At 43.0% G+C, this 19,745-nt stretch carries 21 protein-coding genes; 10 read left to right on the top strand and 11 right to left on the bottom strand.

Annotated features, from left to right (window positions below):
- Positions 1-224: 224 nt before the first annotated feature.
- From PHR02_RS09300 to moaA, 3 genes are all read right to left on the bottom strand, one after another.
- Entirely contained in the window at positions 225-629 is a 405-nt protein-coding gene (locus PHR02_RS09300; protein WP_299991408.1) for a c-type cytochrome, read from the bottom strand.
- Positions 626-1,240 carry a hypothetical protein gene (locus tag PHR02_RS09295; RefSeq protein ID WP_299991406.1) on the bottom strand — a complete coding sequence of 205 codons (615 nt, stop codon included), beginning with the start codon at positions 1,238-1,240 and terminating at the stop codon, positions 626-628. Before PHR02_RS09295 ends, PHR02_RS09300 begins: the two co-directional genes overlap by 4 nt.
- 302 nt (positions 1,241-1,542) lie before the next feature.
- On the bottom strand, positions 1,543-2,508 hold the full coding sequence (moaA, locus tag PHR02_RS09290) for a GTP 3',8-cyclase MoaA (protein ID WP_299991404.1): 966 nt from the start codon (positions 2,506-2,508) through the stop codon (positions 1,543-1,545).
- 136 nt (positions 2,509-2,644) lie between these two features.
- Here moaA and PHR02_RS09285 point away from each other — a divergent pair, with 136 nt between their 5' ends.
- The 9 genes from PHR02_RS09285 (at position 2,645) to PHR02_RS09245 (ending at position 11,133) form a co-directional block, all read left to right on the top strand.
- Positions 2,645-3,298 carry a Crp/Fnr family transcriptional regulator gene (locus PHR02_RS09285; protein ID WP_299991402.1) on the top strand — a complete coding sequence of 218 codons (654 nt, stop codon included), beginning with the start codon at positions 2,645-2,647 and terminating at the stop codon, positions 3,296-3,298.
- Entirely contained in the window at positions 3,298-4,194 is an 897-nt protein-coding gene (locus tag PHR02_RS09280; protein WP_299991400.1) for a type IV pili methyl-accepting chemotaxis transducer N-terminal domain-containing protein, read from the top strand. The genes PHR02_RS09285 and PHR02_RS09280 overlap by 1 nt, the downstream gene beginning before the upstream one ends.
- Positions 4,195-4,353: 159 nt before the next feature.
- Entirely contained in the window at positions 4,354-7,143 is a 2,790-nt protein-coding gene (gene napA / locus PHR02_RS09275; RefSeq protein ID WP_299991398.1) for a nitrate reductase catalytic subunit NapA, read from the top strand.
- 5 nt (positions 7,144-7,148) lie between these two features.
- Positions 7,149-7,946 (top strand): ferredoxin-type protein NapG, encoded by a 798-nt coding sequence (gene napG, locus PHR02_RS09270; RefSeq protein ID WP_299991396.1) that lies wholly within the window; start codon positions 7,149-7,151, stop codon positions 7,944-7,946.
- A complete protein-coding gene (gene napH, locus PHR02_RS09265; protein ID WP_299991394.1) occupies positions 7,946-8,761 on the top strand; it encodes a quinol dehydrogenase ferredoxin subunit NapH in 816 nt (271 codons plus the stop codon). Before napG ends, napH begins: the two co-directional genes overlap by 1 nt.
- Entirely contained in the window at positions 8,758-9,366 is a 609-nt protein-coding gene (locus PHR02_RS09260; RefSeq protein WP_299991392.1) for a nitrate reductase cytochrome c-type subunit, read from the top strand. The genes napH and PHR02_RS09260 overlap by 4 nt, the downstream gene beginning before the upstream one ends.
- A gap of 2 nt (positions 9,367-9,368) precedes the next feature.
- Positions 9,369-9,848 carry a 4Fe-4S binding protein gene (locus PHR02_RS09255; RefSeq protein WP_299991390.1) on the top strand — a complete coding sequence of 160 codons (480 nt, stop codon included), beginning with the start codon at positions 9,369-9,371 and terminating at the stop codon, positions 9,846-9,848.
- Positions 9,845-10,786 (top strand): hypothetical protein, encoded by a 942-nt coding sequence (locus PHR02_RS09250; RefSeq protein ID WP_299991388.1) that lies wholly within the window; start codon positions 9,845-9,847, stop codon positions 10,784-10,786. Before PHR02_RS09255 ends, PHR02_RS09250 begins: the two co-directional genes overlap by 4 nt.
- On the top strand, positions 10,783-11,133 hold the full coding sequence (locus tag PHR02_RS09245) for a chaperone NapD (protein ID WP_299991386.1): 351 nt from the start codon (positions 10,783-10,785) through the stop codon (positions 11,131-11,133). The genes PHR02_RS09250 and PHR02_RS09245 overlap by 4 nt, the downstream gene beginning before the upstream one ends.
- 114 nt (positions 11,134-11,247) lie before the next feature.
- Here PHR02_RS09245 and PHR02_RS09240 read toward each other — a convergent pair whose 3' ends face one another.
- The 5 genes from PHR02_RS09240 to PHR02_RS09220 form a co-directional block, all read right to left on the bottom strand.
- Complete coding sequence (locus tag PHR02_RS09240) at positions 11,248-11,547, bottom strand: c-type cytochrome (protein WP_299991385.1); 300 nt, start codon at positions 11,545-11,547, stop codon at positions 11,248-11,250.
- A gap of 65 nt (positions 11,548-11,612) precedes the next feature.
- Positions 11,613-12,296 carry an anaerobic ribonucleoside-triphosphate reductase activating protein gene (locus PHR02_RS09235; protein ID WP_299991384.1) on the bottom strand — a complete coding sequence of 228 codons (684 nt, stop codon included), beginning with the start codon at positions 12,294-12,296 and terminating at the stop codon, positions 11,613-11,615.
- Positions 12,262-12,438, bottom strand: a complete 177-nt coding sequence (nrdD, locus tag PHR02_RS09230) for an anaerobic ribonucleoside-triphosphate reductase (RefSeq protein ID WP_299991382.1) — start codon at positions 12,436-12,438, stop codon at positions 12,262-12,264. The genes PHR02_RS09235 and nrdD overlap by 35 nt, the downstream gene beginning before the upstream one ends.
- Positions 12,435-14,549 carry a ribonucleoside triphosphate reductase gene (locus PHR02_RS09225; protein ID WP_299991380.1) on the bottom strand — a complete coding sequence of 705 codons (2,115 nt, stop codon included), beginning with the start codon at positions 14,547-14,549 and terminating at the stop codon, positions 12,435-12,437. The genes nrdD and PHR02_RS09225 overlap by 4 nt, the downstream gene beginning before the upstream one ends.
- Positions 14,550-14,733: 184 nt before the next feature.
- Positions 14,734-16,032, bottom strand: coding sequence for an OprD family outer membrane porin (locus tag PHR02_RS09220; RefSeq protein WP_299991378.1), 1,299 nt, complete (start codon positions 16,030-16,032; stop codon positions 14,734-14,736).
- A 148-nt stretch (positions 16,033-16,180) separates the two neighbouring features.
- On the opposite strand from PHR02_RS09220, the gene PHR02_RS09215 reads away from it, so the two are divergent.
- The gene (locus PHR02_RS09215; RefSeq protein ID WP_299991376.1) at positions 16,181-17,389 is read left to right on the top strand and encodes an NnrS family protein; all 1,209 of its coding nucleotides are present in this window, start codon (positions 16,181-16,183) and stop codon (positions 17,387-17,389) included.
- Between the two features lie 42 nt (positions 17,390-17,431).
- On the opposite strand, the gene PHR02_RS09210 is transcribed toward PHR02_RS09215, so the two are convergent.
- From PHR02_RS09210 to PHR02_RS09200, 3 genes are all read right to left on the bottom strand, one after another.
- Entirely contained in the window at positions 17,432-18,127 is a 696-nt protein-coding gene (locus PHR02_RS09210) for an ABC transporter ATP-binding protein (RefSeq protein WP_299991373.1), read from the bottom strand.
- Entirely contained in the window at positions 18,128-19,264 is a 1,137-nt protein-coding gene (locus PHR02_RS09205) for an ABC transporter permease (protein WP_299991370.1), read from the bottom strand.
- Positions 19,261-19,745, bottom strand: a 485-nt coding sequence (locus PHR02_RS09200) for an HlyD family secretion protein (RefSeq protein WP_299991367.1), incomplete at its 5' end; no start/stop codon positions are given. The genes PHR02_RS09205 and PHR02_RS09200, both read right to left, overlap by 4 nt.

Below are 19,745 nucleotides of genomic sequence, written 5' to 3'. Positions count from 1 at the left end.
TTTCTTGATTCAATTAAATTTTTATTTGATAAACTTTTACCATATTAATCAATTGATCACGCTGAGTCAACTTAATATCATATCTATTAGCTAAATCTCTTGTCCACTAATGAAACCAAATGATATAACTGAATCTCTTCGGATACCGTGATATGAAGATTATAATGGAGAATATTGGTTAACCTAAGATCAATAATATTGAAAAACATCTCAAAGAAATTTGTCTAAAATTTTATATTTTTATAGCGATCAATAATCCATTCTGCCACTGCTTGACGCTCGTCTTCATGAAGTTTTCCTTTTAACGAAGGCATAATTCCAAATTTCTCAATCGCCATCGGATGGCACATACTGTACTGCACGCTAGGATTTTCAATGTAATCTTTGATAAATGCGATCGTTACACGGCGTTTAACATCCTCATCCTCATCAGCAATAATAATATTTTCTTTCAAACGATTAGATACCTCGATCATAGGAGGAGCTTTTAGAGTGTGAAGTTGTTTGAGCACTTCTGTTTTTTTCATCATTTCGACGTGGCAATGACTGCAATGTTTTTGATATATCGAATAGCCATCAGCTCCCATCATAATTGTGTTTAAGAAAAAAATTAAAAAAAATACTTTCATTGTTTACCTTCTAAAGTTGAAATCACTAACCCTGGGTGATCTGCGTAATCAGTTAATATCAATTTAACTCTCTCCTGCCATGCATTTTGAAACAAACGTTCAATCTCAAAATTCGCTTTCTCACTGATCATAAGTTCTAGCCACTCTCCCATTTTCGGATCTGCTGGGATAATTTTAGGATTATACGATAAAACGATTCTTTTGCCTGTATCAACTCTCTCAAGTGCCATATCTCCATGGATATTTGCTTCATAGATTAATAAATGACGTCGGTCAAATTTTCCTCCCAATCCATGAAAACCGTTTATATCAGTGGCCCCTGTAACAAATGAAGCAATATTCGCCATTACTCCGACAACACCATCTCCGAGTTTACCAGACATTAATACACGTATTTCCCCTCTTTGTGGCATTGTATCTGGATAAAGAAATTTTAGTCCCTTTAGCAACATTAAGTAGGTTCCTGCGACCGTTGGACATGAATGTCCTGCAAGCTTAACACACTCAGCATAGCTATAGTGGATGATCCCTTCACTGGCGGCACCGAGTATTTGCGCTAATGGATCATAAAGTGATAACTCTGGTATTGACTTAAAAAAATGAGGCATCATTTAGTTTTTTCCTTTAGTTAAAGATATTGTTTTTATAAAATTATAGGTCTAAGAGGAAACTAACATCTTGATCTATATCAATTGATCCTTCTTAATGTTACAAAGATGAATTTGAAAGATTTAGGAGGAATTGTGTCAAACAGTACAGTGCTTTGAATCGAAGCGGAATGAAGGAGGTCATTTTTGCTGTACTGTTTGACCCAACCCCTAATAGGGGAAGACTTTTTTATGGTATGAGAATTATAAATGTTTGTTAGTATAATGTCTTTGATATAGGTCAAAAATATGAACGCTCTTTTAAATTATCCTCCCGTACGATAAAAGGCACGTGAAGAGACCTCAATATTTTCGATTCCCCAAAAATTCTTTTCTGGTTTGTTAATCACCACATCTTCTAAAATTTCGGCCGCTTTTTTACTATTTCCCTCCCGTATTGCCTCTTTGATGCTCTTGGCTCCTTCAAAATACAAGCATCCGATAAGATCGCCCTCAGCGGTTAATCGGAGACGATCACATGTAGCGCAAAAATCATGTCGATGCGGCTCGATCGTTCCAAAATGGTAACCATCAAGTGTTTCATACAAGTTAGCCGGTCCACTTACCTCTTTATTAATTGGAATAAAAGGATAGGCTTTACCCAATATATCAATAACTTCATCACTTCTAAGTCCTTGAAGCGCATTGCTCGCATGGGAGTTTTCCATGTATTCAATATATCGTATTTGTGCACCTATCTCTTTTGCATATATAAATAGAGGGACAATTTCATGATCATTAATCCCGCGTAAAATGACACTGTTTATTTTTACTGACAGCCCTGCATCCACTGCTGCACGAATCCCCTCTTGCACCTGAGTAAATACATCTTTTTGTGCAATATAATGCATTGTCGTACGATCTAATGAATCAAGAGAAATATTAACCCGACGCAAACCGGCTTTTTTTAGTTTATGCGCTAATGATGGGAGTAAATATCCATTTGTCGTCAGTCCAATATCCACCTCTGGTGCATACGTATGGATCATATTCACAAGTTCATCAAGATTTTCGCGTGTGGTGGGTTCTCCGCCGGTAAGTCGGATTTTTCGGATACCGTTATCGATACTAATCTTAATAAAGGCAAAAAGTTCTTCATAGCTTAAAAGGTTCTCTTTTGGAACCCAATTGAACGGCTTTTCAGCCATACAGTAGCGGCATCGAAAATTGCACCGTTCTGTAACGGATACTCGTAAATACGTTACTTCTCGACCGAAAGAATCTTGTAGCATATTAGTAACCTTTTAGTAGCTTTGTAATGTTGATAATATCCTAGAGAAGTACTACAAGTACTTGATATAAATCAAGATGATACCTTTATACATGTGTTACTATCTATAATCTATACTATAAAAAAGGCAACCTAGTATGCTATTTACAGAGCGTCTTGAATTTTTCAGACAAAGTGATCCTGCATCATTAATCGCATTAAATCAGACAGCTAAGTACAAAGCTTATGGTGTATCCGAGATTCTGGTGTATGAAGAAGATGATTTGAACCGAGTCTATTTTTTAGTCAAGGGTGAAGCTAAATTTTACAAGGTAGATCGATTTGACAGTGAAATATTTTTATACTCTTTATCAGATCAATCCTTGTTAACCAACATAGGTTCTCTCAAATGTGATATTATCAGCTGTTTTAGCAATATAGAATTCATGGTTCCCAGCGAAGTTATCTCATTCGATTTAAAACTTTTTAAAGAAGTGGTCAAAAAAGAGAATCAATTACTCATAAACTTAGTGAACCTTTTATCGGATCAAAAGGAGATGGTGGATTGTATGATCAGTATGGGAATGGTGTATGATGTCACGGCCAAAGTGGCTAAAATGCTTTATGATCATTTGCCATTGTATAACAGTTTGAAAAAACAGGAAATATCTTACCGCTTAAACATTCAACCCGCTACGCTATCGCGTGTTTTGGCTAAATTTATCCGATTGGGATTGATTTCTGAAGAATCTCAAAAAACGGTAGTATTAAAAAAAGAGGATTTATCTCACTATTTTAAGGAGGCACTCTGATGCAGTCCATATCTACTAAAGTTAGATGGATCGTAGCTATTTTATCTATCAATTTAATAACGATAATATTAGTCGATATTTGGTTGAACTCCAGTCAAAAACTCGATGCGAAAGTGATCAATACTGCCGGGAAACAAAGGATGCTATCTCAGCGTACTGTGTTAGAACTGCATCGTCTTTTGGTTGATGAAGAAGGGGCGTATGAGCGGCTACAGATCGCCCGTGCAGAGTTTGACACTAATTTCAAACAGCTCAATACGGCAACATCGGGATATCGTGGATTTTCAAATGATGAAATCGATAAAACAATGATGGAAGTTCATGCCCACTGGAACCGTATGGGCGGGTTGATTGATCGTTATTTGCAGGGGGATCACAACTTGTTCGATCTAAAAACCATCTATGACAATGGAGATCAAACCCTACTATTAATGGATAAAGCTGTAAACCAATATGAAGATGCAATGATGGGGAAACGCCTATTGGCACATAGAATCCAGATATTTTTAGCATTTATATCTTTTGGAATTATTCTCTATATGGCACGCACAACATTAGAAATTCAACGAAATTTTGACAAATTTTTGGATCATTCGCAAACGATCAGCGGTGTAAAAAATTTAGAGTGTCAGGGGAATGAACTCGATATCGCATGTTCTCATATTGAATATTTTTTACGGAATGTTGAAGAAGCCCTACAAAGTGCAACAGAAGCGGTGGAAAAGAGCGAAGCTGCAACTGCTGTCATGGTCGCTTCCACCCCCGAAGCCGAAGCGATATTGGAGCAAAATGAAGATGTAATGATCCAAGTAAGCGAAGAACTTCATCAAACTTCTATGCGTCTTAACAAATTGAAAAACAACCTCGAAAAAGCTAATTCTATTCGAAATGCCTAATCGGCATTTCACTACTCACTTTTCTTGACCTAAGTCAATATCTTTCCTTTTAAATATCTTTATAATGGTTGAAGTGCATGAGTTACATCATAGCATGAAGGTAATATATTGCATCTATTAATCACAATAGATAACATTAATTCCACTAAGGAGGCTTTTATGTCATTGGATAGAAGAGAATTTTTGAAAAGTGCCGCTGCTGCATCGGCAGCTACAGCGATTGGAATGGCAGTTCCTGCCAAGGTCGAAGCGGCAGCGCTCCAAGGGCAAGCAGGATGGCGTTGGGATAAAGCAGCATGCCGCTTTTGCGGAACGGGATGCGGAATTATGATGGCAACCAAAGATGACCGCATCGTCGCGGTCAAAGGGGACCCGTTGGCTCCGGTCAATCGCGGGCTTAACTGTATCAAAGGGTACTTTAACGCCAAAATCATGTACGGTGCCGATCGTCTCACGCAGCCGTTATTGCGTATGAATGACAAAGGTCAGTTCGATAAGAAGGGTAAGTTTAAACCTATCAGCTGGCAGCGTGCGTTTGACGAGATGGAAAAACACATCAAAGCAGCCCTCAAAGAGAAAGGACCGACCGGTATCGCGATGTTCAGCTCCGGTCAGCAAACGGCGATGGAAGGACATGCCGCACTCAAATTGATGAAAGCGGGTTTCCGTACCAATAACATCGATCCGAATGCCCGTCTTTGTATGGCTTCTGCCGTTACGGGATTTATGAACGTTTTTGGAGCGGATGAGCCATCAGGCTGTTATGAGGATATTGAACTCGCCGAAACGATCGTCGCATTCGGCTCAAACATGGCGGAGATGCACCCTATTCTATGGTCACGTGTCAGTGATCGTAAACTCAGTAATCCCGATAAAGTGCAAGTGGTTGTCCTATCGACCTACAAACACCGCACAATGGACCTTGCCGATGTTGAAATCATTTTTAAGCCGAATACCGACTTGGCAATTTGGAACTATATTGCCCGTGAAATTGTCTACAATCATCCCGAAGCGATGGATAAAGAGTTTTTGGATAAAAATATCGTCTTTGCAACGGGTCCAGTAGATATCGGATACGGTCTTCGAGAAGATATCAATCATCCGAAATACGGTAAAAAAGAGCTCGATACTGCAGCGAAACAAAAATCCAAAGTACTCACCGCCGATGAGGGGGTCAGTTTAGGGTATTTGGGTTACAAAGAGGGCGATACGCTAGAGATGAAAAACACCGGTGATGCCAACAAACATTGGAAAATTACGTTTGAAGAGTTCAAAAAAGGGCTCGCGCCTTACACTCTCGATTACGTTGCTAAAGTTTCAAAAGGGGATCCGGATGAAAGTCTTGCCGATTATAAAGTAAAACTTCAAAAAATGGCCGATCTCTACATCGAGAAAAAACGTAAATGTTTGACGTTCTGGACTATGGGATTCAACCAGCATACCCGTGGAACATGGGTTAATGAACAAGCCTATATGGTTCACTTCCTCCTCGGAAAACAAGCGAAACCGGGCAATGGAGCATTCTCCCTTACCGGTCAGCCATCTGCATGCGGGACGGCGCGTGAAGTAGGAACCTTCAGTCACCGTCTTCCTGCGGACATGGTGGTTATGAATCCTGCACACCGAAAAATGGCAGAGGGTATCTGGACGATTCCCGATGGCACCATTAATCCAAAAGCGGGATCGCACTTTACACAAATCCACCGTGATCTCGAAGATGGCAAAGTGAAATTTGCATGGGTCAGCGTCTGTAATCCGTATCAGGATACAGGAAATGCGGATCACTGGATTAAAGCGGCGCGTACCATGGACAATTTCATTGTTACTTCCGACGGCTATCCGGGAATTTCGGCAAAAGTATCCGATTTGATTTTACCGAGTGCTATGATGTATGAGAAGTGGGGAGCGTACGGTAATGCAGAACGCCGTACACAACACTGGAGACAACAAGTCACTCCTATGGGGGATGCAATGTCCGATACCTGGCAGTTTGTTGAACTTTCCAAACGCTTTACGATCAAAGAGGTATGGGGAGCACAAAAAATTCCGGGTCTTGATGGCGGCTTGCCTGACGTGATGGATAAAGCCAAAGCGATGGGATACAAAGAGAGCACAACACTGTATGAAGTTCTATTCGCCAATAATCGTGCAAAAGCGTTCAAATGGCCTGATCCGGTAGGAAAAGGGTATCAAAACTCTGAAGTTGAGGGCGATAAACGTAATGTTGTCGGGAGTGACGGTAAAGTGTTCAAAGGGTATGGATTCTTTATCCAAAAATATCTTTGGGAAGAGTATCGTAAATTCGGTGACGGGCATGGGCACGATTATGCCGATTTCGATACCTACCACCGTGTTCGCGGTCTGAAATGGCCGGTAGTTGATGGTAAAGAGACCTTCTGGCGTTACAACGCGAAATACGATCCGTATGCTAAAAAAGCCGCTAACGGTGCCTTTGCATTTTACGGTCATGCGTTCAAAGATATTCCAACCGGAAATCTGCAAGGGGTTACAAACAGTGCGAAAGTGAATTTGAATAACAAAGCCAAAATCTTCTTCCGTCCGTATATGGAGCCGACCGAAGTACCGGATAAAAACTATGATATCTGGTTATGTACGGGTCGTGTACTTGAACATTGGCACAGCGGAACGATGACGATGCGTGTCCCTGAGCTTTATCGTGCCGTTCCGGAGGCGTTGTGTTATATGCACCCATCCGATGCTGAAAAGCGCGGTGTCAAACGGGGTGAAATGGTATGGGTAGAATCGCGCCGAGGCAAAGTAAAAGCGCACGTCGAAACACGCGGCCGTAACCGACCTCCTCGCGGACTCGTATTTGTCCCGTGGTTTGATGAAAAAGTATTTATCAATAAAGTATGTTTGGATCATACCTGCCCGATTTCCAAACAGATCGACCATAAAAAATGTGCCGTCAAAATTTATAAAGCGTAACGACGATGAAAACTGAAACTCCTAATGAACGTCGCCGTTTTCTCCTCTCTATCGCTAGAGGGATTGGGCTTAGTGCGATGGGGGCTTTAGTCTGGAGCGCTTATGTGGGTGAAGTGAAAGCGGCACCTCTCGTTTTGCGTCCTCCGGGGGCATTGGATGAGGCGGAGTTTATTAAAAACTGTATCAAATGCGGTTTGTGCGTGGAAGCGTGTCCTTACGATACGCTCATTTTGGCACGTCCGGGAGACAATCTTCCGATGGGAACCCCTTATTTTACGCCAAGAAGTGTTCCGTGTTACATGTGTACCGATATTCCATGTGTTCCTGTATGTCCGAGCGGTGCGCTCAATGAGCTCTCCGTTACCAGCTATGTAAAAAACAAAGCCGTTTTGGACATTAACAAAGCACATATGGGCTTGGCGGTTGTCGATGAGAACTCGTGCATCGCGACATGGGGGATTCAGTGTGATGCGTGCTATCGTGCTTGTCCGCTTTTAGGAGAGGCGATTACGATCGAACACTCCAAGAATGATCGTACCGGCAAACATGCCTTTTTAAAACCCGTCGTTCATCCCGATCAGTGTACGGGATGCGGGTTGTGCGAACATGCTTGTGTTACCGAGATTGCCGCGATTCATATCCTCCCCAGAGCGTTGGCTATGGGGAAAGTGGGAGACCACTACATCAAAGGATGGGATAAAGAGGATGAGAAACGGTTAGAGGGTGCCTCTATAGAGGTGACCAAAACAAAAATCAGTGAAAAGAGCGCGCTCGATTCACTGAATGATGAAGGGGGCTTGTGATGAAAAACTATCGCTACTTACTCCTTCGTCGATTAACGCAAATATCCCTCTTGGTTCTTTATGTAGGAGCCAATATATGGGGATGGAAAGTGCTTCAAGGTAACCTAAGCAGCTCATCGGTGCTGGGTGTTGTTCCCCTAAGTGATCCCTATGCCGTGATGCAACTTGCGGTTACGGGTGCGAGTTTGGGGATGGATATATTATTGGGTGCGTTGATCGTGGCTCTGTTTTACGGGGTCATCGGTGGTCGTGCTTTTTGCAGCTGGGTTTGTCCTATCAATATGATTACCGACACGGCGGCATGGCTGCGTCGAGTTTTGAAATTTTCCGAAGTGCAAAAGCGGTTTTACATGAGTCGTTCTTTGCGCTATTGGATTTTGGGTCTGAGTTTAATCCTCTCCGCCCTTATGGGTGTGGCGGTATTCGAACTTATTAGCCCTATTTCTATGGCGCATCGAGGTCTTATCTTCGGCATGGGGATGGGGGGCGGCGCACTGGCCGTGATCTTTTTGTTTGATTTGCTGGTGCATGAAAATGGATGGTGCGGGTATATATGTCCCCTTGGGGCCACCCATTCGCTTATCGGGAAATTTTCTTTGATTCGTGTTTGGCACGATGCACCAAAATGTACTGATTGCCGCAGTTGTATTACGGTATGCCCTGAAAAAGAGGTACTTCATATGATCAACCGCAGCAGCGAAAGTGTGATAATGGGCGAGTGTACCAATTGCGGCAGATGTGTAGATGTCTGCCAAGAAGATGCTCTGCGATTTTCTATTCGAAGTTTTACAAAACAACCAAAGGATGAGGAATGAAAGCTAAACTACTAATCGGCAGCGTAGTCGCTGCGTCACTGATCATTAGCAGTCTCTATGCTGTTAATACAGAGGTGGATGAAACACAATTGGGATTACGTAAAGTCGATATTTATACCGAAGATACGGCACTCCCTAACGGTACTAACTACAATAAAGAGGCTCCGGGGACATCGAAACTGTTCGAGCGTGCGTACACCAATGCACCCCCTATGATCCCCCATGATATTGATGATTTGGGGGAAATTGACAAAAACAATAACTCATGTCTCGGGTGTCATATGCCTGAGGTCGCTAAAGACATGGGGGCAACTCCGATCCCTAAGAGTCACTTTACCAGTTTTAGACCGGCGGTATCGGTCGATGATGATGATAACCTCAAAGCAGAAAGCGATGACCAAATCATTAAGAAAGATTTGAAAGGGCAGCTGTGGCAAGGTCGTTATAACTGTTCAGCATGTCACGCTCCGCAGACAAAAGGGGATTTAAAAGTGGCGAATACCTTTAAACCTGCCTATACGGACAAAAAAGGGCAAAAGCATAAAAACAAATCGTATCTTCTTGATGAACTCGACATCGGTGTCAAAGTCGGAAACGGTTTGTAAAGATGGAACACGAAGCACGTCGGGGTTTTTTCGGTGCCATTGCCTCTCTCTTTAAAGAGGAAGAGCAGTATATCGTCCGTCCCCCTTACGTGATGGAGGGTACGACATTTAATGAATGTCTTGCCTGTAATGGCATGTGTGTAAGCGCATGTGAAGAGAAGATTATTGATCGTGATACGCAAGGGATCCCATTTTTGAATTTCAAAATCTCGGGATGCAGTGATTGCCATAAATGTTTGGAAGCCTGTACCCCTGCGGTACTCAGCAATCCGACGAAATTTATCCAAGGACATGCAAAAATTACGATGATGAACTGTATGTCGCATCAAGGGACTATTTGCTTTTCGTGTAAAGAACCCTGCATGGAAAACGCGATTGTGTTTAAAGGGATGCTGAATCCTATAATTCTTCCCGAAAGATGCACCGGTTGCGGCTATTGTATCGGTGTATGCCCCAGTGGAGCAATAGAGGTGGTAGCGTGAAAATTTTATCTCTCTTTTTTCTTTTTATGGTCCAAGTGGTTGCCGCGGTAATAACCCCAGTCGCCATTCTAAAAACCGACGGATTGATTAGTGATATGGTAGTTCGGGAGGGGAAAATCTATGTCTCTACCGATGTCGGTGTCGTGAATGTGTTTGACCTCTCTTCACGACGTAAACTCTCTTCCATATCCCTTCCGAGCGTACAGAGTAGTTCAGGAAAAATATTTTTGCCGAAAATCTATTCGGTGGATCATTTTGCGGGGTCAACCGTGATGGTCTCTGAGAGCGGCGAATCGTTTCGCAATGTCTATCTATGGCGTGATAATAGACTGGTGAAGGTCATCGGAAATGCGAGCGGATTATTGATCAAAAAAGTCCGATTTGTGGATGACAATCATCTTCTTTTCGGACTCTCCGGCGATGCCGTCGTTTTGATGGATGTGAAGATGAGAAAACGACTTTATGAAGTTCAAGCCGGCGGTGGGGTATTCGGGGATATGGCACTGAGTCCCAATCGCTCTCTTGTTGCCGTAGGGGATGAGAGCGGTGAAATCGTTCAGATAGAAACGCGAAGCGGCAAAGTACTCAAGACGCTCAGTGGAATCAATCTCGATGCGATCAATCGGCTCGCATACCAAAAAAATACGATTATCAGCGGTGGACATGACCGACGTGTGGGGGTGTATAAGCCGCATGGGAGTTATTTCATCGAAACAAATTTTTTCGTCTACGCCGTAGGGCTTAGTCCATCCTCCTCTATCGGAGTGTATACAGACGGAGATGAAAATGAGCTGCAAGTATTTGAGGTGGAATCTCAAAACAAAATCGGGCGGCTTAAAGGGGGGGAGAGCCTGTATGATACGCTCATCTTTTTGGATGAGCATACGCTTATAGGTTCCGGAGAAGAAAATAAAATTTATTATTGGAGAATACCGTGAATATTTCAAGCATAGTGGTGCAAACCAATCCAAAGTTTACCGATGAGATGGTCGAGATTTTCAAATCATCCGATTTTTGCGATTACCATTTTCACGATGAAAAAGGGCGTATTATTGTCACAATCGAAGGTGAAGGTGTCGAAGAAGAGATTGCTAAACTGGTAAAGATACAAGAGATGGAACACGTGATTTCAGCCGATATGTCATTTGCCTACAGCGAAGATGAACTCAATGCAGAGCGCGATAAACTTGAAGCGGTCGGTAATGATTTACCGCAATGGCTGAATGATGAAAATGCAACAAAACGGGATATTAAATACAACGGCGATCTGAAAGATCGTTTTTAAAAGTAAACTGACTCTCTAGAGATGATCGTTCCAAACAGTGTAAAGTTTCTCAAGAGGGTCAAGCAAAAAGGAAAAACACTGTCTGGATGGATCACCCCCGAAAGGGGGAGACCATTATTTGGAGATGTGTGCGGCGATAGCCGTAATCTGAGCATCATTTAAAGATGCAACTTGACCTTTCATAAGCCCTTTCGAAACTCCGCCGTAACTACCGTCTTTGTATCCTTTTAGAGCAGTGGTGATTTCTGCTGAACTCATATCTTTAATGATTTTACTTTTACCCAATGCCGCTTTTTCACCCTGCATTCCATGACAAGCAGAACACTTTTTGTAAAGAGCCGCACCGTCTTCTGCCGCAAAAGCTGTTGAACCCAATCCAAGCAATACTGCCAATACCATTACACTTTTTTTCATCGTAAACTCCTACTAAAAGAATACATTATTATAAAATATTATGGTATCTATACCTTTGACCTGAGTCAATTCCTCACGCAAATGGTATCCATAAGCAACGATAAATCGCTCAGTTCGTGCATCGAGTCCAACTTTCCTATGGTTTCGACTCCATTTCGAAAAGGTTGTACATAATAAGGAGCGTCATAACCGGAATCTTTGAGTTTTTTTGCCATCTCTATCACCTCTTTTACTTCCAGTAAATCGCTATGCCATGTCGTGCGCACTTCATACGCAACCGTACTTTCTTGGAGGATCGCTAAACTCTCCCAAAACCGTTTTTCAGATCCTCCTCCGCAGATATCAGCCATTTTGGATGCGGGTGCTTTGTAATCCAATGCGGCGTAATCGATCAAATTCTCACGGATTAGCGCTCGAATCACATCTGGACGCATGGCGTTGGTATCGAGTTTTATTTTAATGCCAAGTGATTTGATCGAGCGACAAAAAGGTATCAGGTTGGGATAGAGAGTACACTCTCCACCGCTTAGAACTACCCCCTCTAACAATCCGCATCGTGAGGATAAAAACGCCAGGGCTTCCTCTTCGCTCAGTTTTCCTTGGCCGAAAACAATATCGGGGTTATAGCAGTAAGTGCATCGCAGGTTGCATCCCGCAAACCAAAAAATGGCGGCAGGGATATCGGGGTAGTCTAGAAGGGTAAAGCGGGTGATATCATAAAGCGGCAACATGACGTTTAGAGGATTCATGAAAGCAGGTTCGCTCTTTATGCTCCCCTTTTTTACCGAGGTTAAAGCTCTCTACCGGGCGGTGATATCCCATCACTCTGGTATAGACCATACAACGGGTCCGTTTTACACTATTTCGTTCTAAAATCTCATTCGTATTCATTGCTCTTCCTTGTGTTGGGTTTGATAGAGTATTTGTTCATCGCATTTTGGGCAAAACTCATGTTCGCCGCTGAGATATCCATGAACAGGACAAATCGAAAATGTCGGGGTAACCGTTATATAGGGTAAACGGAAATTGGTAATGACGTTTTTGACCATCCGCCGACACGCTTCACCGGAACTGAGGCGCTCGCTCATATACAAATGTAAAACAGTTCCTCCAGTATAACGGCACTGGAGTTCGTCTTGGAGGGTTAGTGCTTCGAAGGGATCATCAGTAAAAGATACAGGCAGCTGAGAACTATTTGTATAGTAGATATTTTCCCCCTCGCCCGCTTGGATGATATCGGGGTAGCGTTTTTTATCTTCTTTGGCAAATCGATAGGTTGTCCCCTCTGCCGGGGTCGCTTCGAGGTTATAAAGATTTCCACTCTCTTCTTGGAAAAAGCGCATTCTCTCACGCAGATAATCGAGAATATTTTGAGCCATATCGATCCCTCTCATCGTCGAAATATCCTCGCTGTCACCGCTGAAATTACGGATCATTTCATTCATCCCGTTGACACCGATCGTCGAAAAGTGATTCCTGAAATCTTTGAGATAGCGTGCACTGTAGGGGTAAAGTCCACGATCAAACATATCCTGAACAAACAACCGCTTTTTTTCCAACGTCGAATAGGCAATCTCCAGCAATCCATCCATCGCTTTTATCAACCCCTCATAATCATTTTTATAGAGGTGTCCCAAACGTGCCATATTGATCGTTACCACTCCGATGCTCCCTGTCATCTCAGCACTTCCGAAAAGGCCGTTCCCTCGTTTGAGCAGTTCTCGCAGATCGAGCTGTAACCTGCAGCACATACTTCTCACTGCTCCAGGTTTATAGGCATGGGGGTTTTCGATCAAATTTCCGGCTTCATCTCGGATGTATTGACTGCCGATAAAATTTTGGAAATAACTGGAGCCGATTTTTGCCGTATTTTCGAACAAAATATCGGTATTTTCTCCATACCAGTCAAAATCCTCCGTGATATTAACCGTAGGGATCGGAAAGGTAAAAGGCTGTCCCCCCTCATCCCCCTCCGTCATCACTTCATAAAAAGCACGGTTGATGATGTTCATCTCCTGTTGAAAATCTCCATACGTCAGCTCTTTGAGGAGCCGTTTCCCACGCTCATGCAGTTTTCGCTGATGATGTGCAGTTTCGGTAATTTCTTCAAAAAGATGATGATCACGGTAGGTAGGAAACTGATTACGTAAATCTTCAGGAACCACCCAGTCGATCGTTACATTAGTAAAAGGCGATTGTCCCCAGCGTGCTGGGACGTTGAGATTATAAACAAACCCGCGTATCGCTTTTTTGACTTCCGAAAATGGCAATGCGTCGATAAAGACGTATGGAGCCAAATAGGTATCGAACGAACTAAACGCTTGCGCTCCTGCCCATTCCGACTGCAAAATCCCTAAGAAATTGGCCATTTGTCCCAGTGCCTCACGAAGATGACGCGGTGGTGCACTCTCGACTCGTCCCCGCACCCCGTTGAATCCCTCATTCAAAAGTGCTCGCAAACTCCATCCGGCACAGTACCCTGTGAGACAATCGAGATCATGGATATGAATATCACCGTTTCTATGTGCTGCTCCCTCATGTGGAGCATACACTTTATCGAGCCAAAAATTAGCGATTACCTTACCCGCGAGATTATTGACCAATCCGGCATTGGAATAGCCCGTGTTGGCATTGGCATTGACCCGCCAATCGGATTTATGAATATATTCTTCCACACTTTGAGTCGAGTTGACATAGGTGGTATCTTCTCCCAAACCCAAAATATGTTCTCGCTGCATTTTATGCAAAAATCGATAGGTAATAAACGATTTCATCACACTAAATGCACCGGATTTATACAGCTCTTCTTCGATCAAATCTTGGATCTTTTCAACTTCAAAAATATTCTCCAATATAACTTGAAACAGTACTTTTGTAATAACATCCTCGCTTATGGGGAATTGAACACTCTCATAGGCTTTGCGAATCGCATCTTCAATTTTAAAAGGGCAATACAGTTCCGATGAGCCGTCTCGTTTGATAACACGTTGAATACTCGACATTGCTGTATCTCCTCAAAAATTGATCCGTAATTTTATAGAGGTTATTGTATTTGATTAAGCAATGATTGTCTTTGACTTGGGTCAAATAGTAGAAAAAAAGTGGGTGCGAGGGTGACGAATCCTCGCAAAGAAAAACTTAACATAAGGAGAATATTTAGGGCCCGAAGACCCTGTAAAATGAAGATTAGAATTTCAACGAAGCGATAAGACGGAATAAAGCATTATCGAGGGTTTTAACACCTACACTGTTTTCACGATCGAATTCGGTATAGATCGCGGTTAGGTCCACCGGGCCTGCTTTAGTACTTGCAACAACATCCCAAGCGGAATAATCATTGTCTTGAAGACTCAAACCGGCAACCGCTGCAGCAGCAGCGCCGTTGTTACCCGTTTCAGCTTCAGCGTAACTTGCAGAGAGCGTTACACCCGGAACCATTTTAGTTGATGCACCGATTTTCCATGCATCGGTATCGGGAGCGGCAACGATTTCACCGTCGAAGTAAACACTTCCCAAACCGGTGTACATCATCGTTTTATCACCGGTAGCCACGTTTGAGAATCCAAGGGTACCGTCGTTAACGGATGAGTACGCTCCATACACATTAACACCGGCGACATCGACAGCTGCTTTGAGGGCAAACATTTCCGTACTGCGATCAGAAGTACCGCCGCCTAGTGCGGAATCCGGATTCATTCCGGCATATTGAACGCCGAGATTAACCATACCGAGTACCTTTGCATCGGCTTGCAACCAATACGCATCGGCGATTTGACCTACATTGTAATACCATGCTTGTACGGTAGTATTTGGGATTGATTTGTTAATGGCCGCAACGGCATAAGCACCATCGCTTCCGAACGTGCTGAATTCACCGTTATACGCGATGGTAGTCCCACGACCGGTTGTCGGTTTCAATAATCCGACACCGTTATGTTTGCCAACCCATGCACCGACCAACGTTGTATCAGGAAGATCGTTATTGAGCAATACTGCCGCTTCAAACGTATTTTCGGTAATGTTCCAGTTTTCGGTAAATGCCAATGGAGTAGAAAGAGCCTGACGACCCACTTTAGCAGTTGTTTTACCCATCGTATAGGCCAAGTAAAGCTCTTCAACCCATGATTGATCATCAAGCTTAGCTGTTCCCACATTGTTACCCTGCGCATCGAATTTTGTCGTAGAGACATCCCCAACCAGATTGTTTTCCAATCCGAGGGTAGTCAGAGCCGACGCTTTTACCCCAGCACTGAGATTCTGAAGCAAATCGGCGGTAGCACCGATACTCAGTTTTACATTTGCCATTGAATTGGTGTCATAATCGAAAAAATCTTTTCCGTTTGTCGTTGCAGCCGTCGCAGTCCCTTCTGTCTCAAATGTTTGATACCAAACTTTTGCCTCACCGTTCACTTTTACGTTATCGATTGCAAATGCACTTGTCCCTAATGCCATTACAGCCACTAGACTTAGTTTTCCTAATCTCATCTTCACATCCTTATATTGAATATAAGAGAACTGTATCACTTTTAGAAGTTCGAAAAATTGACTCAGGTCAAATTATATTCTTGACCTTCGTCAACACCTCACCTTTATTATCTCGTTATACTCCCAGATATTTTCAGAGGATTACGCTATGAGTACCTTTTCAACGACTACACCTAAAAAAGAAAACTATTTTTTATCTCAGCCTCATCAGCCATTTTTCGTTTTTGGTGTTTTGTGGGCGATTATATCGATGATATTTTTCACCCTTTCACATCGAGGATTGATTACCCTTAGCATACCCGAAAATGAATTTCACCTTTACTCTCTCGCGTTGATCGTCTTTGCTCAGTTCTTTCACGGATTTTTATTTACCACTTTTCCCCGTTTTTGTACCGCTATGACCATTCCCAAAGAGGTTTACATCCGAATCGTATGGCTCTATCAAATCGCATCTGTTCTCTTTTTTATCGGTTCACTTGTGTCAGCATGGATGGTTTTAGTCGCGATGTGTATAGGATTATTTGCCCATACTATGGCGATCTTTACCCTCCACTGGGTCTATAAAATCGGGCAATCCCCGCTAAAGCAAGATCCCTATTGGATATTAATTGCGCACAGTATCGCACTTGCATCGTATCTCTTTTGGATTATCGCTTACGGTATCAGTTTATTTTGGGACATCCAAGGGTGGTTTACACTCATCGTTCCGATCATAGTGAACTTCTTTTTTGTGTTTCTCACTTTTTCGGTTGCGCAACGGATGATCCCATTTTTCAGCCATTCGCAAGAAGCTAAATCTCCCTATTTCGTCGAAATAGTTTTTGGGCTATTGGTACTTAAAACGTTATTGGCAATAGTCGCATTCGGTATTGGCGAAGCGATCGTCAGTATCCTCCTCGCCCTTTATCTCTTGCGTGAGTTTTTACGATGGAAACTCCAACCTTTTCAATCTTCTGCTATTGTATGGATTTTACATCTTGCCCTCTTTTGGCTTCCAATGGCGTTATCAATCGGTGGAATACTCCAAATCATTGAAACACTCTACTCTCTCGATTTTCTTTTTGCAGGGGTACATCTTCTGGTGCTCGGTTTTTTAACCACCGTACTCATCGGATTTGGGACACGAGTTACATTGGGTCATTCAGGACAGCCTCCCCATGCAGACAAATTAACTATCCTTCTTTTTTGGTGGACACAAATCATCGTACTTTCGCGTTTTGCTCTCTCTGTCGATACCGCACTGGGAACATCTCATGGATGGCTTTTTGATGCAGCGGCTTCTGCGTGGATAGTGCTATTTTTAGTATGGGGCTTACGATATGGAAAAACATTAATTTATGGGAAAAAGCTTGGATAATCGATATTTCAACAGAATATCAAATCCATGGAGCTTTTTCATCTAATTGCTGACACTTTCTTTAACCACTCCATCTTCCACCCGCAAAATGCGGTCAAAAAGAGGGAGCATCCGTTCATCATGGGTAACGACGATAATCGCGACATCATGTTCATGTGCCAATGAACGAAGCAACTCCATCACTGACAAAGCCCGCTGTGAATCAAGTGCGGCGGTAGGTTCGTCGGCGAGGATTATTTGAGGATTGTTCGCTAAAGATCGCGCAATTGCTACCCTCTGACTCTGCCCTCCTGAAAGTTCTGAGGGCATTTTTTCGAGCTTATCTCCTACTCCGAGATAGTCGAGTAATTCGGCTGCTTTTGTGTTAGCTTCATTCACTTCTACACCGTTCATTTGCGGAACAAGCGTAACATTTTCGCGGACATTCAAAAACGGTATCAGATTGTGTGATTGAAAAATAAACCCTATCTTTTCACGTCGAATTTTCCTCGTATCGGGTATCGTCCACCCACCATCATAAACACATTCACTGCTAAGTGTCAACTTCCCCCCACTGGGTTCTGTGATACAACCGATCATCGTAATCAGTGTCGTTTTTCCTGATCCGCTGGGGCCTAACAGAGCTACCGTTTCTCCTGAGTAGATTTCAAAATCGGCTTTTTTGATCGCCTCGACAGCACTGTCTCCGCTTCCGTAGGTTTTTTCGATACCTTCACATTTAATGACACTGTGCTTCATTTAGCCCCCTATCGCGCTGGAAGGATCAACCCGCAAAGCAGTTCGAATCCCTGAAATAGATGCCAAAATACTGACAATCATAACCACAACAAACAGTTTCATCGCATCTTGCGCTACAAGAATAATCGTTTTGGGGAAAATATCGGCACTGGCATGGGCAAAAAGATTCCCTGCAATAAAGGCGATTAACCCTAACAGTACCGACTGCTGCCCTATCATCTTCGTAATGGTAAAGTTGGAAGCACCGATAAGTTTCAAAATCGCAATCTCCTTGATTTTGTTAATCGTCATTGTGTAGATAATCAAAGAGATAATGACCGAAGAAACGATGAGTAAAATGACGGTAAAGAGTCCGATTTGCTTTGCGGAACGTTCGATCAAATTTTTTGTCAAAATTTCGGCTTGCTCTTCTTGGGTAAAAGCATGTTGATGTTTCCATCGTTTGATCTCTTGAACAACCTGCTGAATCTCTACCCCTGTGTGAAGTTTCAGGGCAAAGGTATTAACCGTTTTGGGAGAAGTGCTCTGAATCCCTCGGTTTCGATCGTTTCGGATTTGGTCATTGCTAAAAAGAAATTGTAACTCTTGTGCCCCTTTGAGATCGAGATAGAGCATCGGATCCCCTCCTGAAGAGACCGCTTTGTGTGTGAGGCCAACCACGGTGTATTCATCCCGTCCCAGAGCAATCTTATCTCCGAGTTTAAATCCTGATTTTGAATCAACGATAATCTCTTGTGTCGGTATCCGTATTTCCCTCCCTTTAGAGAGGTGAAAGGGTGTAAATCCACTTAAGACATCATATCCTAGCGCGTAAAGACGAATCAGCTTCTCTTTTCCGGTGATTTGAATGCTTTGAAACGTTAAAGGATGAACCTCTTTTACCCCTCTGAGCGTTTTGAGCGAATATTTGAGATCTTCATGCAACCGTGAGTTTTCAGCAAAAGGACCCAATGTGTCTTTCTGCACCACCCATACATCAGGGGCAATGTCGTTTGGAACGATCATCGCATCATGAGCCATCCCACGATAAACACCAATCATAATCAAAACCACCCCAATCAGCATCCCCACTCCGAATGCAGTAGTGATGAATTTCCCCAACGAATGGGCGATATCCCTCTGTGCGAGGTTTATCATCGCTTATCTCCTAGAGAATCGGTGATGTGAATATACGCTTCAGCCTGTTCACCTAAATAAAGTTCTGCTGGAAGTTGCTTGAATGCGAGATATACAATCCGCTCTTCGGTAACACGGTCGCTTTCACTTCCGATTCGAGCCACATGTGCTTCAAATGTTTGATTAGGATAGGAGCGTAGAGTTATGGTTGCACTTTGGGCAACTTTTACTTTTCTGCTTTGACGTTCATCGATGTAAAGTTTAACCCAGTAGGTTTTAGGATTCACCAAACGAAATACGGCGGAACCGGCGCTGATGGTGCTTCCTACTTCTCCATTTTTGGAGATGACTTTCGCATCGAAAGGTGAGCGGAGAGACAAATCATCGATTTTAAGCCGTTGAGCTGCCGCTGCTGCCCCTGATTTTTCTACATCCAGTGTGAGCAATTTTATATTTTCGTGTCCACTTTCCAGTTGAGCCGAAGCACTTTGCGCCGAGGCAT

It is taken from the genome of Sulfuricurvum sp., assembly GCF_028688295.1.
Lineage (GTDB): Bacteria > Campylobacterota > Campylobacteria > Campylobacterales > Sulfurimonadaceae > Sulfuricurvum.
This window is presented reverse-complemented; position numbering and strand designations above follow the sequence as displayed.

Excerpts from the sequence above, each read along its gene's own strand:
- PHR02_RS09300 (WP_299991408.1), bottom strand. The coding sequence starts at position 629 with ATGAAAGTATTTTTTTTAATTTTTTTCTTAAACACAATTATGATGGGA.
- PHR02_RS09295 (WP_299991406.1), bottom strand. The coding sequence starts at position 1,240 with ATGATGCCTCATTTTTTTAAGTCAATACCAGAGTTATCACTTTATGAT.
- moaA (WP_299991404.1), bottom strand. The coding sequence starts at position 2,508 with ATGCTACAAGATTCTTTCGGTCGAGAAGTAACGTATTTACGAGTATCC.
- PHR02_RS09285 (WP_299991402.1), top strand. The coding sequence starts at position 2,645 with ATGCTATTTACAGAGCGTCTTGAATTTTTCAGACAAAGTGATCCTGCA.
- PHR02_RS09280 (WP_299991400.1), top strand. The coding sequence starts at position 3,298 with ATGCAGTCCATATCTACTAAAGTTAGATGGATCGTAGCTATTTTATCT.
- napA (WP_299991398.1), top strand. The coding sequence starts at position 4,354 with ATGTCATTGGATAGAAGAGAATTTTTGAAAAGTGCCGCTGCTGCATCG.
- napG (WP_299991396.1), top strand. The coding sequence starts at position 7,149 with ATGAAAACTGAAACTCCTAATGAACGTCGCCGTTTTCTCCTCTCTATC.
- napH (WP_299991394.1), top strand. The coding sequence starts at position 7,946 with ATGAAAAACTATCGCTACTTACTCCTTCGTCGATTAACGCAAATATCC.
- PHR02_RS09260 (WP_299991392.1), top strand. The coding sequence starts at position 8,758 with ATGAAAGCTAAACTACTAATCGGCAGCGTAGTCGCTGCGTCACTGATC.
- PHR02_RS09255 (WP_299991390.1), top strand. The coding sequence starts at position 9,369 with ATGGAACACGAAGCACGTCGGGGTTTTTTCGGTGCCATTGCCTCTCTC.
- PHR02_RS09240 (WP_299991385.1), bottom strand. The coding sequence starts at position 11,547 with ATGAAAAAAAGTGTAATGGTATTGGCAGTATTGCTTGGATTGGGTTCA.
- PHR02_RS09235 (WP_299991384.1), bottom strand. The coding sequence starts at position 12,296 with ATGAATCCTCTAAACGTCATGTTGCCGCTTTATGATATCACCCGCTTT.
- nrdD (WP_299991382.1), bottom strand. The coding sequence starts at position 12,438 with ATGAATACGAATGAGATTTTAGAACGAAATAGTGTAAAACGGACCCGT.
- PHR02_RS09225 (WP_299991380.1), bottom strand. The coding sequence starts at position 14,549 with ATGTCGAGTATTCAACGTGTTATCAAACGAGACGGCTCATCGGAACTG.
- PHR02_RS09220 (WP_299991378.1), bottom strand. The coding sequence starts at position 16,032 with ATGAGATTAGGAAAACTAAGTCTAGTGGCTGTAATGGCATTAGGGACA.
- PHR02_RS09215 (WP_299991376.1), top strand. The coding sequence starts at position 16,181 with ATGAGTACCTTTTCAACGACTACACCTAAAAAAGAAAACTATTTTTTA.
- PHR02_RS09210 (WP_299991373.1), bottom strand. The coding sequence starts at position 18,127 with ATGAAGCACAGTGTCATTAAATGTGAAGGTATCGAAAAAACCTACGGA.
- PHR02_RS09205 (WP_299991370.1), bottom strand. The coding sequence starts at position 19,264 with ATGATAAACCTCGCACAGAGGGATATCGCCCATTCGTTGGGGAAATTC.